This is a genomic window from Variovorax sp. 278MFTsu5.1 (genome assembly GCF_048305045.1).
Lineage (GTDB): Bacteria > Pseudomonadota > Gammaproteobacteria > Burkholderiales > Burkholderiaceae_C > Variovorax > Variovorax guangxiensis.
In genome coordinates this window covers 439768-453547 of sequence record NZ_CP157623.1, presented here as the reverse complement: position 1 = coordinate 453547, position 13780 = coordinate 439768, and the positions used below count along the sequence as shown (strand labels likewise).

Annotated in this window: 13 protein-coding genes; 8 read left to right on the top strand and 5 right to left on the bottom strand. The window is 61.3% G+C overall.

The window, feature by feature from the left end:
* Nucleotides 1-384: 384 nt before the first annotated feature.
* On the bottom strand, nt 385-744 hold the full coding sequence (locus ABL844_RS34220) for a hypothetical protein (RefSeq protein ID WP_418132121.1): 360 nt from the start codon (nt 742-744) through the stop codon (nt 385-387).
* A 278-nt stretch (nt 745-1022) separates the two neighbouring features.
* The gene (locus ABL844_RS34215) at nt 1023-1616 is read right to left on the bottom strand and encodes a TetR/AcrR family transcriptional regulator (RefSeq protein WP_418132310.1); all 594 of its coding nucleotides are present in this window, start codon (nt 1614-1616) and stop codon (nt 1023-1025) included.
* 126 nt (nt 1617-1742) lie between these two features.
* Between ABL844_RS34215 and ABL844_RS34210 the strand changes: the two genes are divergently transcribed.
* The 3 genes from ABL844_RS34210 to ABL844_RS34200 all read left to right on the top strand — a co-directional run bounded on the left by ABL844_RS34210 (nt 1743) and on the right by ABL844_RS34200 (nt 2913).
* The gene (locus tag ABL844_RS34210) at nt 1743-2159 is read left to right on the top strand and encodes a 4-oxalocrotonate tautomerase (RefSeq protein WP_418132120.1); all 417 of its coding nucleotides are present in this window, start codon (nt 1743-1745) and stop codon (nt 2157-2159) included.
* 77 nt (nt 2160-2236) lie between these two features.
* Complete coding sequence (locus ABL844_RS34205) at nt 2237-2656, top strand: VOC family protein (RefSeq protein ID WP_418132119.1); 420 nt, start codon at nt 2237-2239, stop codon at nt 2654-2656.
* Nucleotides 2657-2754: 98 nt separating this feature from the next.
* Nucleotides 2755-2913: a hypothetical protein gene (locus ABL844_RS34200; protein ID WP_418132309.1), complete on the top strand. Its 159-nt coding sequence runs from the start codon at nt 2755-2757 to the stop codon at nt 2911-2913.
* A 66-nt stretch (nt 2914-2979) separates the two neighbouring features.
* Here ABL844_RS34200 and ABL844_RS34195 read toward each other — a convergent pair whose 3' ends face one another.
* The 3 genes from ABL844_RS34195 to ABL844_RS34185 all read right to left on the bottom strand — a co-directional run bounded on the left by ABL844_RS34195 (nt 2980) and on the right by ABL844_RS34185 (nt 5540).
* Nucleotides 2980-4518, bottom strand: coding sequence for an IS3 family transposase (locus tag ABL844_RS34195; RefSeq protein WP_418132118.1), 1539 nt, complete (start codon nt 4516-4518; stop codon nt 2980-2982).
* 424 nt (nt 4519-4942) lie between these two features.
* Nucleotides 4943-5128: a helix-turn-helix domain-containing protein gene (locus tag ABL844_RS34190; protein WP_418132308.1), complete on the bottom strand. Its 186-nt coding sequence runs from the start codon at nt 5126-5128 to the stop codon at nt 4943-4945.
* Nucleotides 5129-5147: 19 nt separating this feature from the next.
* Nucleotides 5148-5540, bottom strand: a complete 393-nt coding sequence (locus ABL844_RS34185; protein ID WP_418132117.1) for a hypothetical protein — start codon at nt 5538-5540, stop codon at nt 5148-5150.
* 95 nt (nt 5541-5635) lie between these two features.
* Here ABL844_RS34185 and ABL844_RS34180 point away from each other — a divergent pair, with 95 nt between their 5' ends.
* The 5 genes from ABL844_RS34180 (at nt 5636) to ABL844_RS34160 (ending at nt 13334) form a co-directional block, all read left to right on the top strand.
* Entirely contained in the window at nt 5636-5872 is a 237-nt protein-coding gene (locus ABL844_RS34180; RefSeq protein ID WP_418132115.1) for a hypothetical protein, read from the top strand.
* 47 nt (nt 5873-5919) lie between these two features.
* Nucleotides 5920-6318, top strand: a complete 399-nt coding sequence (locus ABL844_RS34175; RefSeq protein WP_418132114.1) for a hypothetical protein — start codon at nt 5920-5922, stop codon at nt 6316-6318.
* A 202-nt stretch (nt 6319-6520) separates the two neighbouring features.
* The gene (locus ABL844_RS34170) at nt 6521-8107 is read left to right on the top strand and encodes an ATP-binding protein (RefSeq protein WP_418132113.1); all 1587 of its coding nucleotides are present in this window, start codon (nt 6521-6523) and stop codon (nt 8105-8107) included.
* A gap of 488 nt (nt 8108-8595) precedes the next feature.
* On the top strand, nt 8596-13035 hold the full coding sequence (locus ABL844_RS34165; protein WP_418132112.1) for an RHS repeat-associated core domain-containing protein: 4440 nt from the start codon (nt 8596-8598) through the stop codon (nt 13033-13035).
* A gap of 20 nt (nt 13036-13055) precedes the next feature.
* Complete coding sequence (locus ABL844_RS34160) at nt 13056-13334, top strand: hypothetical protein (protein WP_418132111.1); 279 nt, start codon at nt 13056-13058, stop codon at nt 13332-13334.
* Nucleotides 13335-13780: the final 446 nt, after the last annotated feature.

Sequence of the window (13780 nt, the reverse complement as noted above, 5' to 3'; positions counted from 1 at the left end):
GGTCCTTTAGACTTCGCGCGATAGCGGACATTGAACGGCCTACCTGCCTCCCCCCACAACTGCCCCTATGCTTTGCCCAAGATGTGAACAAGGCGAGATTGCCGCAATGGCAATTAGACGCAGCGGCGCTGGACTGTTCGTTTGCGTGGAGTGCGAGGCTACTTGGTTCGTCGAGTCCGAGATTGGTACGAAGCCCTTCGTGGACCTCGGTACCCATCTGCGAAGCTTGGGACTCGCACCAATGTGGGATGAGCTTGACGCACGAGCTCCATAGGCTCGACTCGGCCATAACCAGACGCTCGCCAGAGCGGCCAAATCCGCGTGGAACCAGACGTTCGCGACGCATCTACAACAAGAGGAACCCGGGAAATGCGGCGTCAATTTCTACGCCGCATTTTCCGGCATGCCATCAACACCAAATTTCACACCGCGCTCTTCCAGCTTCGCGCGCGCTGCGTGGTGCACTACTCCGCGTTTGCGCGTGTCAGACTCCAACAGCCTGCGCAGTGTGGCCTGGCTGACGTTGGCATTGCGCACCACTTCCATTCGTACGCCCCAGAATTTGTCATTCGCGAAACGATCCAAGATATCTGCGTCAGCATCCGGATTCATGGCCGCTGTGGCGCGTATAGCCTGATTAGGGTCAGACAAGAAGGGCTCGAGTTCCACTGCATTGGCTGCACCACTGGCAGCAATGTAGCGACGCTGCTCTGCATTTTTCAGTTCAGTTGTCTTTTTGGCCATCGCGCACTCAAAGAGTTGAAAGCATCTAGCTTTGCACACGCCATAGCTGATGCATACGAATTCTGGCTGCGCTAGTAGGATAACCATCCTGAGGTTGAATGGATCCGTCATCCAAGTATTCGAGCGACCGCTTTACCCGCTCGACGATGACTGGCGTGCGCCCTTCGCAACGCAAGCGTGACCGGCTACAGTCGGCCATAAGGCGAGGTTCGATGCCCCCGCCCAGTTCGATCGGAAAGCAGACCTTACGGGTCGCACTCAGGTGGCTTTGAGCGACTCTATCCGCCTCGCGCGCCGAGCAATGCGTGTTCCGTCCCTGCAGCGATCTGATCCGCGAAAGCGCCGTTCCCAATGGCACGTGCGAGCGTGACGGCGCCCGCCAGCGAAGAGAGGGCGGCACAAGCGGCTCCAATGTTCCGCGGTGCACTTGGTGAGGCGGGACCATCAATGATTGCCTGCGCGACATCACGCAAAGCGTTCTCAAACGTTGTACGAGAGGCTTCGTCCGAACGCGCCACTTCCGTCGGCATCGTCTGCAGCGTGCAACTCTCCGACAAGTCACACGTGCGCTTGGCGCTGAGGTAGAAGCGCACAAATTCCGGCCACCAAGCGCGTCCGTACTTTTCTTGGAAGTACAGCACGCCGCCTCGCAATTCGGCCATGCCCTGTGCGACCGACTCTCGGAAAGCATGAGCCTTCGAGTCGAAATGAACGTAGAACGCGCCCGATGTCAGGCCTGCCTCCTTCGCCAGGCCGTCCACCCCGATCCCGCCAAATCCAGCCTTGCGAAACCCGCGACCCGCCCCCTCCAGGATGCGTTGTCGCGTCTGCACCTTCTGTTCGGACCTTGACACGGGAGGCTCCTTTGACATGTGAAGTCGACGATTGTAGTTGTTCAAAACACGATCGTTATGTATTATCGAATAACGGTCGTTACTTGAAATGCCCTGCGGATTGCAGCGTGTGAGTCGACGCCGTTCTTTCTACTTGGAGTCCCTATGCCACTTACGCTCACCCTGACCGAGGGCGTTCTCCCCCCAGGCCAAGAAAAAGTTGCCTTCAGCCGCCTGTCCGATGCCATGCTCAAGTGGCACGGCCTGGAAGGGAACAAGGCGATGACGCCCAACATCGTTGGCTCGATCCGCGTCTTGCCAAAGGAGCACACGTATTCCGGCTCTAAGGAGTCCTCCGTGGCTTTCGTTGAATGGAAGGTTCCGTCCTTCGCCTTCGCCAGTCGGGAGGTTCAGATCGGCTACATCGAAGAGGCCACGAGCATCATTCATGAGCTGTCTGGCGCGCAGCACCCGAAGGAACACATATGGGTCAACGTAGTGCACGCGGTAGACGGAGCTTGGGGCATTGCCGGGATGGCATTTACCAATGAGCAGCTTGGTGAAGGGGCCGTTGCGGCCTGACGCATCCGGGGCAGCGACGCGTCCTCTCTGGTGGGGCGGACCGTGTCGTTGCCTCACTCACGACCGAGTACACCGTCATGCAACTCTCGAACTATCTGTTTTTCACCACAACCTGTGATCAGGCTTTGGCTTTCTATACGCAGTGCGGCCTTGGCCGTGTCGTCGAGGTGCTGCGCTACGGCGTCGATGGCATGCCCGTGAAGAACGAGGCCATGCGCGGCAAGGTCATGCACGCCAAATTCGAGGGGCCAGATCTCCTCTTTTATGCTTCAGACAACGAAGACGCCGAGCCAATGCGGGGCTCCGCGCATTTGCTCGCAATGGACGACCGAGATTCGACGAACAAGCTCTTCCAGGCTCTGGGTGCTGACGGGACAATCACAACCCCCTTGGGCGTTCAGACTTGGGGCGACTACTACGGCAAATTGACCGATCGTTTCGGTGTTCAGTGGATGCTGAACTGCGCTGAGACCACCAAGGATTTGCTGCGGCAATAGTTGGATTCCCTGGCTTGCCCTACCATTTCGCGTTCACGCATTGCAGCGACCACCCGGTAATCCCGACCCCCACGGTGGAGGACCTCACCGTCTTCTATATGCCGGACCCTACAGAATGGCAGCGCTCATCCGAAGCCACCGCCGGATTCACCGAGGTCTCGTCCTTCAATCCGTATTGGCAACGCCGCGGTCGCACGTTTGCAGACCTCGATGGCTACCGCGTTGTGCTTCAGCAGGCAGCGTGGGGAGCGCAATAACGTGTGCTTGTTGGATTCCGCCGATCTCTGACCCTAGGGGGGTGCGGATAAAAACTTGGACTGTTTTTATGCCGCAAGTCCAAGGCTCACCCGGTATTCGATAGGGCTGAGAGAGCCAAGGGAGATCTTGATCCGCTTCTCGTTGTACCGGCGGATGTAGGAGTCGACCGCCGCGATGAATTGCTCAATGGTGGCGTTCTTCCAATCCCGAGGATAGAACAGCTCGTTCTTCAGCCGCCCGAAGAAACCTTCGCAAGCGGCGTTGTCAGGTGAGCATGCCTTGCGAGACATCGAGCGGGTGAAGTTCGCGTCGCTCATTCTTGATAGCCAACCTGGCCAACGGTAGTGGCCGCCCCGATCGGAGTGGACCACGGGCCGATCGGCCGTGTTCGCCACTGTCTCGATGGCTGCGTCCAGCATCGTGTTGACCAACTCAGCGTCCGGGCTGGTCCCGATGGTCCAGCTGACGACCATTCCATCGAAGCAGTCGATGATCGGCGAGAGGTACACCTTGCCAGCCGGGATCTGGAACTCCGTGATGTCCGTGAGCCATTTCTCGTTGGGGACCGCGGCCTGGAAGTCGCGGTTGATGACGTTCTCAGGTGCTGGACTGATCTCGCCAAGGTATGACGCGTACTTGCGCTTCCTGGGCTTTGGAACGACCAGGCTTTCCTGCTTCATCAATCGCTGCACGACCTTCTCCGAGATCGCGACGTCCTGTCTGGTGAGCGAAGCCTGCAGCCTGCGGTAGCCATAGCAGCGGTGGTTCGATTCGAAGATCTCGGTGATCGATTGCCGCACCTGAACATACTTGTCGCCCAACGCTGCACGGGCGCGATGGTAGAAGTACGAACTACGCGCCAGATCCAACTGTGCAAGAAGCTCTGGCAGGCCATAGTGCTCCCTGAGGGCGTCAATCAGCAGTGTCTTCTCCCGGTTGGACAGGAGCTGCAGGTCGACGCCCAGGCCTTTTTTTAACAGTTCATTGGCCTTGTTCAAGAGGTCCTGCTCAAGGCGAAGTTGCCTGACTTCGCGGCGCAGCGCCTCGACCTGGCGCTCGAGCTCATCGCGCTCTTGCGAAGGCGAAGATGGATTGGTGCGTTTCATGGATGCGGGTGCCTCACGTCCCAGAAGTTGGTTCTTCCAGTTGTACAGCGTTGGCCGGCACACGCCGAACTTGTCGGCTACAGCTTGCGCACTTGCCTCACGCGTGCAAAGCTCCATGACTCCCGCTTGCATCAGCTCCCCGGAATACCTTCGTCGGCCCGTACTGCCGACGACAGCCCTTCTGGCCTCAGGAAGGGCCTCGCGAATCCAGGCAGTCAGCGTTCCCCGGCCTGGGTAGCCCAATGCCCTCATGGTGGCCGCAATGCAGCGGTCGTGAGTGAGGTAGTGCTCGATAGCTGCCGCTTTTTGCTCCTGCGAGAACTTGGGTCTCCGGCCCGCATAGCCCGCTGGCAAGTCGAGCTTCTGCTGGTATTCGCTGTACCAGCCTTTCAGAGAATTCTTTGTTGGATAACCCAGCTGGCGGATGGTGGGTCTGACGCGTTTGCCAAGCTTGATGTAGAGCCCAACGGCTCGAATCCGATCTTCGTAGGAATACACGAACTACCTCCTGGTAGTCCAAGTTTTCGTCCGCACCCCCTTACTGCAGTTAGAGGGTCAATTTTCGACGGTAAACAACACGTTTTCCGAAGCGGAGATCATCCGTGGACCGGGGTCTTTCCACGTCGTCAATGCATACACCCAGTTCCACTGGCGGGGGACCGGCGTCAAAGCCGACTACGACGCGATCCGCAAGGTCATGCGTGCGGTGAAGTCCCGTTTTTCTGGGAAGCGGATCGGCTACCCGAAGATCGGAGCTGGCCTGGCCGGCGGTGACTGGGAGATCATTCACCCCATCCTCGATGAGGAACTGGCTGGTGAGGATCACACATACGTCGAGTTCAGCGCATAGATCCCCGAACACTCGCGGTTGAGTCGGAACCACCTCCCCAAAGCGATGGCCAGAAAATGCGGAAAAGCAGCTCTATGCAGCGAGGCGCTCCGCAATCTCACGCGCACCAAGACCTCGCACCGCTGCAAGGCGTTCGAGTTGCGCCGATCGCGGGCGAGCCTTGCCTTGTTCTTCCCAGTGGTAGATCGTCTGCCCGGAGACACCCAGCAGCTGTCCATAGCTTGCTGCGGACAGGCCGAGCTTCGAGCGGTGCGCCATAAGGCTCCAGCGGCACAAGTCACCGTACAGCAGCGCTCCGAACATCCTTCAGCAATTTGTCCATGAGCAAGACGATCGGGATATGAGGTTCGCTCTGGCACGTCTTGTCCAGCCAGGCTGAAATCCCGGCCACCGATGGCAACGCTGTCGCCTTCTTCAGGTCAATGAACATGCTTTCCATGTTCGCACCTGACAGGTAGCCTTGTACCCAGCTGGTGATCAGGTATTGATCGGCCTTGCGCGCATGGCCTTGCGGCGCGACTCTCGCGGCGATCCACGATTCGCAGCTATCGTCATACGTCCCGACGCCCACCACGACCTCGTCTCCAGGATTGATCGCGTTCGCCGCCGTCGAGGTCGCGAAGGCGGCTGCGGCGAAGATGGCCGCGGCAAATTGATGTTTGATGCTCATGAGCGGATTCTCTAAGGATTGCTGCCAGAGTCGATCGAGAGACGGCCGTCACTGCTGTCGAAAAACGACGCACTGAACACGGCACAATCACTCGCATGACCATGAAGGAGACGTTGTCCGACGAGGAACTGGAGGCCCAGGCGAATCAATGGCGCAGGAGAGCGCTGCGAGGTGAGCTCCACGCGCGCGGTATCGCGCACGAGCTGGAAAGGGAGATGCGCCGGCGCTACGGTGGTTCCAGCACGAACTACGACATCCTGGATCTGCGCCCGCTCGATCTGCGTGCGGCAACGCAGCGGCGGTGGCGGTTCTGGCGAGGATCGCAATCGTGAGGCGGGTCTTGCTTCGACCCTTTCTCGGATCGGCGCTTCTTGGCGCTGTGCTCGCAACCACACCAGTTCTTGCTGCTTCGCGGGACCTGCCGCAGGCCATCGCGCCGGACAAGAGCGCGACCCTGACGGTCGCGGACTTCCTGCGCGGCATGGAGGTGCTGAGCAGGATCGGGCCCGTGCGTGCGGAGCAAGACCCGGACTATGTCTCGGCCCTTCACGGCTTGACCCGTATCGGTGAGTCCTATCGGGTGGACTACGAGAGCGCCAAGAATGCGGGCAAGACGCTCGACAGCTGCCCGGTCGGTGGCGTGAAGATGACCACCGATACGCTGGTTCCCTTTCTGCTGCGCCTGTCGCCCGAGCAGCGCTCGATGTCGATGGACAAGGCATTTCGTCTGCACATGCGCCAACGCTATCCATGCCCCGTCAAGGGTGAAATTCCGTAGGGCCGCCCAATGCCACGGGTCTCTCGCAGGCTACAGACATCGAAGAACCGCTCAGTCAGTTCGAAGAAGCCCGATCTATCGCAATGAGGAGGCGCGGCGCCAAGCGGCGGACGTGAGAGAAGAAGGGATTGGGAGTCGTCGTAACGTCCAGCATCTGGCTCATCGCCGGAGCCCTGCATCTCAACGAAGGATCACTTAAGTCATGATTTCATTGAATGCTTCCCCGCTTCGCTCTGACCTTCTGCGCCCGGTTCGCGACACAGTGACTGTGACGGCATTCTGTTGCCTGATCGCGACTGCTCTCGCGCTCAGTGGTCGAGGTGCATGGACGGTGCAACTCGTCTATTCGCTGGCGATCGGGTGGACGAGCTTTGCGTTTATCAGTGGCGTCTGGTCGCTGCTTGCACGACGCGACAGCAAGTTCTGGACGCACCGTTGGCGAGTCTGTGCGCTGGTGCTTGTAGGCAGCGGTGTGGGCTTTGTCGGCGGATATGCAATCGGCGATGTGTACCTCGGCGAGAAATCCATCTGGAACCTGTGGTCATCATCCCCAATACGGTTCACTTCGCTGATCTGCGTCTCGCTCATCGCGACAGTGGCCATCTCGTACTTCTTTTTCAGCCGCGGCAATGCGGAGGCACTCGACCAGCGGATCGCCGTCATTGAACAGGCCAGTGCCGAGAAGACGCGCTTCCTTGCCACCGCCAGCCACGACCTGCGCCAGCCGATGCATGCCATCGCTCTGTTCGGTGCTGCGATGGAACGCACGCTTCGCGATCACCCGGAAGGCCGCAACGCCGAGCGGTTGATGCGCGCAGTCGACGCTTTGGGTGCCTCGCTCGACGCCATGCTCGATGTATCACGCCTGGATGCCGGCGCGGTCAGTGCATCGCCGCACGCCGTGCAACTTGACACCCTGCTGCTTTCTCTCAACCAGGTATTCCTGCCCCAGGCGGAGCAAAAGTCCCTACAGCTGCGCGTGCGCGCAAGCAGCCTGTGGGTACACAGCGACCCCAGTCTGCTTTACCGAATGCTATCGAACTTGCTGGACAACGCGCTGAAGTACACCAAACAAGGCGGCGTCACGATCATCGCGCGCCCACGTGGTGAGCAGGTCTGGCTGGAGGTGCGCGACACGGGCATCGGCATTGCGTCCCAGCAGTTCCAACACATCTTCGAGGAGTTCTATCAGATCGACAATCCGGGGCGCGACCGTGCGCGCGGGCTGGGCATCGGACTTTCGATCGTGCAGCGGTTGGCGAGGCTGCTAGGACACACAGTGCACGTGCATTCACGTCTAGGACGCGGTACTTTTTTTCGATTGGTACTGCAACGAGCCGAGCCTGCGGGGACTAGCGAGCCGCCGAAGCTGGAAACGCCACCGGAATTGCGTTCGGCGCCAGTACTGCACGGTGGGGTGCTGCTGGTTGATGACGAAGCCGAAGTACGCAACGGTGTAGTGCAACTGCTAGGTGCGCACGGCATCGTGGTGGAAGCGGTGGCCAGCGAGGCCGAGGCTCGCGCTGCGCTCGTACGGCGCCGGGCACGGGATCCTGTCGTCCTGCTCATGTGTGACTATCGACTGGCTGGAGAAAATGGCCTGGATGTAGGACAACGGCTGCGCGAGCGTTTTGCGCCCGCGGCTCAATTGCTGATCGTCACAGGCGAAACCTCTCCTGAACGCCTGCAACGTGTGCGCGCCTCAGGCGTGCCTGTGCTGTTCAAGCCCGTGCGCGCGCAGACGCTGCTGCACACCCTGGCCGAACTCTCGCCGGCCACCGATGCCTGAGGTCGAGGTATGGGCCTGATGCACGAGAGTGCGAGCGCTTGCCGCAGCGGGCATACGGTGATCATCAAGGCCATGTGATCTCGACGCGTTCGTCGAGGTAGTTTTGTCACCTGATACCGCTGTTGCTCAAGGCCGTCTCGAACCCGAAAAAGCGACAGCGGCCGGCATCGAGGCGATTCCCCCAAGCATTCTTCTCCCTGGCCTCTACCACCGCCGAACCGCTGTCGGAATGCAGTGTGCTCGATGTGATCGAAGCCCAGGTGAAGTCTGTGCGGGAGTCGCGCGAGGCGATACCCACCGTCCCGCGGATTGCGACCTCCAAGTCCTCGCCGAGACTCTCGCGCCGTCAAAGTAATCCTTTCGATGGGCAATCACAGAAACCAGAAAAGGCCATTGGATTGCTTCATTGAACATGTCGTTACGCTCGTTCCCATCATTGCCGCACAGCGCAATGCATCCAAATTCAAAAGAACGAACGAGGGTCACACATGCATTCCGACGCAACCGCCGGGCATGGCTGCTTCAGCCATCGCCTGATGAAGCGACTCGCCCTGCAAGGCGCCACGGCACTCACGCTGCTGGGCATCTCTGCCGGGGTCCAGGCCGCCTGCTCGTTGAACTTCACATCGCCCAGCAAGGGCGCGAAGGTCACCTCGCCCAACATCACGGTGTACGGCACCGGCGGCGGCGATGCCAACACCGGCGACGCCGGCACGGTGACCGCCACCCTCAATGGATCGCCGTTCTTCAACTACTCGGGCTCGTTCACCGCGGTCGTCTCGTTCCTCGAGGGACGCGGTGTTCCCGTCACGCTGCGCCCGGGTCCGAACTACCTGGCCGTCTCGGGCAGTGTCGGCGGATGCAGTGCATCGGACTACATGACGGTGTACTACGACACCTCCGACGTCATCCCCCGCAAGAACAAGGGCGATGGCACCGAGCGCAACGGTCCGCAGTCATGCACCGGCAACCCCATCAACTTCGCGATGGGCAACAAGGTGCAGGAAGAAGAGGACTACCGTAGCGCCTCTGCGCACTATCCGCTGAAGTTCTCGCGCATCTTCAACAGCGCCGACGGCTACTGGCGCTATTCCTACGCCATGCGCCTGAGGATCAGCACTGCCGAGGTGGTACTGCTGCATGCCAATGGCCGCGAGTCTCCGTTTGCGCGCAGCGGCTCCACCATTACCGCCGATGCGGACGAGCTCGGCGCGCTCACTCAGACCGGCACAGGCTGGCTCTATGTCGATGCGGACAACATCCGCTACGAGTTCAACACGACCGGACGCCTGACCAAACAGACGCATCCTGACGGCTGGTATCACAGCCTGTCCTACGGCACCAACGGTGCCGTGACCGTGACCGACGGATTCGGCAACAGCATCGGCTACACGGAGGACGCGCACTTCCAGCCGCGCACGCTGACCACGCCCAACTTCAGCGTTGCCTACAACTACGACACCGCCAACCGGCTCACCTCCGTCACGAAGACCGCTGGCTCGGCCGTGACGAGCCGCACCTACCACTACGAGAACACTGCCAACCCGCGCTTCCTGACGGGCATCACCGACGAGCTCGGTGTGCGCTTCGCGACCTACGCCTATGACTCGCTGGGCCGTGCGACGAGCACCACGCACGCGGGCAACGCCGGGCTCACGCAGGTCGCTTACAACGCCAACGGCACGACGACCGTGACTGATTCGGTGGGACGAGCCACCACGTACCACTACACCGTCGTCAACGGCGTCAAGCGCATCTCGCAGATTCAGGGAGAGCCGGCACCTGGGTGCCCGGCCAGCAACTCGTCGTTCACCTACGACGCGAGGGGCCTGCTGGCGAGCCAGACCAACGCGACCGGCAGCGTCACCAGCTTCACCTACAACACCCGGGGCCTGGAAGCCTCGCGCACGGAAGCGCTCGGCGCGCCCGAGCAGAGGACCGTCGCCACGACCTGGGACACGACACTGCCGGTGCCCACACTGGTCAGCCAGACGGGCCGGGACACCGCGTACGCCTACAACACGAGCGGGCGACTGCTCACCAAGACGATCACCGACACCGGTGGCACGGCGGGCGCCGCGCGCACGAGTCAACAGACCTACAACACCGAAGGCCTGCTGCACACGTACACGGAGCCCAACGGCGCTGTCACTACTTATGCGTACGACACCCGCGGCAACGTGTTGAGTGCGACCAATGCGCTGGGCCATGTCACGGCCTACACCTACGACACCGCCAACCGCCTCACGAGCCAGACCGATCCGAACGGACTGGTCACGACTTTCACCTGGGATGCATTCGACCGGATGCTGTCGCGCACCGTGGGCAGCAGCCCTGGCCAAACCACGACGCTGACCTACCACCCCACCGGCACGGTCGCCACGGTGTCGCTACCCAGCGGACTGGTCACCAGCTACGCCTACGACGCTGCACAGCGCTTGACGGGCTGGAGCAACAACCGCGGCGAGAGCGGCACCTACACGCTCGACGCCGCCGGCAACCGGCTGACCGAGCAGACGCTCAACACCTCCGGCTCGGTCGCATGGACTGCGGCACGCACCATCAACAAGCTCAACCGCGTCGCCACCGAGACTCAAGGGGCCAACCAGAACCAGAGCTTCGGCTACGACGCCAGCGGTGACCGCATCGCCCAGACGAACGGGTTGAACCAGACCACGAGCTGGACGCTGGATGCGCTGGCGCGCGTCAAGACCGTCACCGATGCAGCCAATGCCAGTGCCGGCCTGGGCTACAACGCCCTGGACGCCATCACGCAGGCCAGCGATTTCAATGCAATCGCCACCAGCTACAGCCGCGACGCCCTGGGGAATGCCACCTCGGAGGCCAGCGCCGACAGCGGCCCCCGCAGCGGCCAGTTCGATGCGCTGGGCCTGCCCAGCCAGATCACCGACGCGCTCGGCCAGGCCACCAGCATCACCCGCGATGCGCTGGGGCGCCCGACCGGCCTTGTCTTCGCCGACGGGAAGACCACGACCCTGCGCTATGACCTGAGCGCCAACAGCAAGGGCTACCTGAGCGAGATCGTCGACCGCGCCGGCATCACCGAGTACACCCGCGACAGCCAGGGCCGCGTCACCCTCAAGAAGCAGACCCTGGTCAACGGAAGCGTCCAACAGGTCAGCTATGCCTACAACCCCAATGGCACACTGGCGAGCATCGGCTACCCCAACGGCGGTACGTTGAGCCACACCTACGACACCACAGGCCGCCTCACCGGCCTGAGCTGGAACGGTACCCCGTTGGTCTCCGGCATCACATGGAATGCGCTGGGCCAGCCCACTGGGTGGAACTGGGCGTTCACCAGCACCAGCCCGGCGCTTGCGGCCAGCCGCAGCTACGACAGCGCGGCGCGCCTGACCCAGACCGAGTTCAGCAGCTACGTCTACGACGCCGCCGGGCGCATCGGCAGCCTCACCCAGAACCTGTGGGGACCCGCCGATAGCAACCCCGGCAACAGCACCGTCGTCGCGACCGACACGACCTGGAATGTGGGCTACAGCACGACGGGCCGCATCACCAGCTTCGCCGCTGCAGCAACGGGTGCCAGCGACAGCGCGAGCTTCAGCTACGACGCCAATGGCAACCGCACGGCCAGCACGCGCGTCCTGGCGGGTCAGACCACGAGCCGCGGCTATACCCTGCAGCCCGGCTCGAACCGCCTGGCCGGCTTCAGCCAGACCATCAACGGCGCGAGCAACACGAGCGTCGCCTATGGCTACAACGCCAATGGCGATCTGACGAGTGACGGTCTCAGGAGCTACGGCTACGACGCGGAAGGCCGGTTGGCCACCGCCACCACGGGTGCGACGGATATCAGTCCGACGACGCGCTATGCGCACAATGCGCTCGGCCAGCGTGTGTTCAAGACCGAGCCGCTGTATCCGCCGACCCAGGGCGACGAAACAGATCCGGGCTTCTGGAACAGCCTCGTGGCTTTTTTTACCAAGCTGTGGAGTCCGGCCACGACGCCGGCCGAACAGCTCGGCTACGCCTACCTCTACGACGAGCAGGGCAGCCTGATTGCCGAACTCGGCAGCGGCGGCACGCACAGCACCGGTGAAGCGCGCTACATCTACCTGCCGACGGCCAACGGACCGATGCCGGTCGCGGCGGTGATCAATGGCGCCACCTATGCAGTGCACAGTGATCACCTGAACACGCCCAGAAGGCTCAGCAACGCCGATGGCCAGGCGGTCTGGCAATGGGGCTACAGCGCGTTCGGCGAAGACAAGCCGACGCTGGCGAAGAACCGGTTCGCCAATCTTGACGTGACGCCGAATCCGGGCACGACCAGCATTTCGGAAGTGAAGTTCAACCTGCGGTATCCGGGACAGTATGCGGACGAGGAGTCGGGACTGTTCTACAACTACTTCCGCAGCTATGACGCGAGGACGGGGCGCTATAGCCAGCCGGACCCGATCGGACTGGACGGCGGGTGGAACCGGTTCGGGTATGTGGATGCCAATCCGCTGAGCCTCAGCGATCCGCTCGGGCTTTGGGAGGTGTCCATCGAGTTCTATCGCGGCCTCGGCGGCGGCCTTTCATTTGGTCGAGATCCCAATACAGGCCAAGGCTTCCTGAGCTGCAAATGGGGCGTTGGCTTGGGCGGCGGTGTTGCGTACGATCCGCTCGCCGGACGCCCGGGCGGTACAAAGGCCGCTCCTGGGCCAGGCGGTGCGACGCTTGGGATATCGGCCACAGCGGGTGGCACCTTGGGCATCGCAGGGGCAGGCATCAGCGGGCAGGCCGACGGCAGCCGTGGATATGATTTTGGTAGAGGTTCACAGTACAACGATCCAAGTTTGAAGGGCAACATTGGCTATGAGCCAGGTGGTCGCACAGGAGCGTCGGTCGGGGGCTCCATCGGTATTCAAGGCTCCATCTATCAATCGAGTGGACGCAGATGAAGGGACGAGTGAAATGGCCAATGCTCGCCATGGTGTTGCTGGGCGTTGGAGGCTTTGCGTTTGCTTGGCATGCGGCGGCAACCTCGCGTGAGGCGGCGCTGGCGCGTGAGTACCTGATGGCCGCCCCAGCCATGCAGACCAAGTACAAGTCGATCGATGGAGCGATGCTTACCGGTTTTCGAATGACAGGTGCAAAGTCGTTTTTCACCTACTGGGCCAACACTGGTGATGGGCGCAAGTTCATCAAAGTCGTTGTTGATACGGATACAGAGCCGTGGACAGTATCGGAGTTGCAGTAAAGACGCCACCGTCTAGAAGCCGAGCGGATCCACTTTGAGGCCCCATGACATCAAGAGCTCAAAGGACTTTTACCTCCCTGTGCGCCCCGCCGTCCATGCACCTCACGGGTGTCGCTGTATGTTGGCGGGCAGAGATTCCGCATTTAAGCTCCTCTTCGATCCGAGCAATCGATTCCTATAACAACGCCAAAGATGTGAAAGACAACTGGTGCTCCGATACCGGATTGCTCCGGCGATGAAAGGAATCTTGTTCTTCATTGGCTGCGCACTGATCGCCATCGCGATGGGCATGCCGGAAGGCTTGTCAACTCACAGCGGTGGGATGAAGTCACCGCTTCCTTATGTGTCATTCCCTTGAGAGCATCGGCGGCCAAGTGTCGCTCCGCCGGGGCGCTGGATGATCAGCCCAACTTCTTTTGGGGGCCTTTTCGCGACGGCAATGCGAC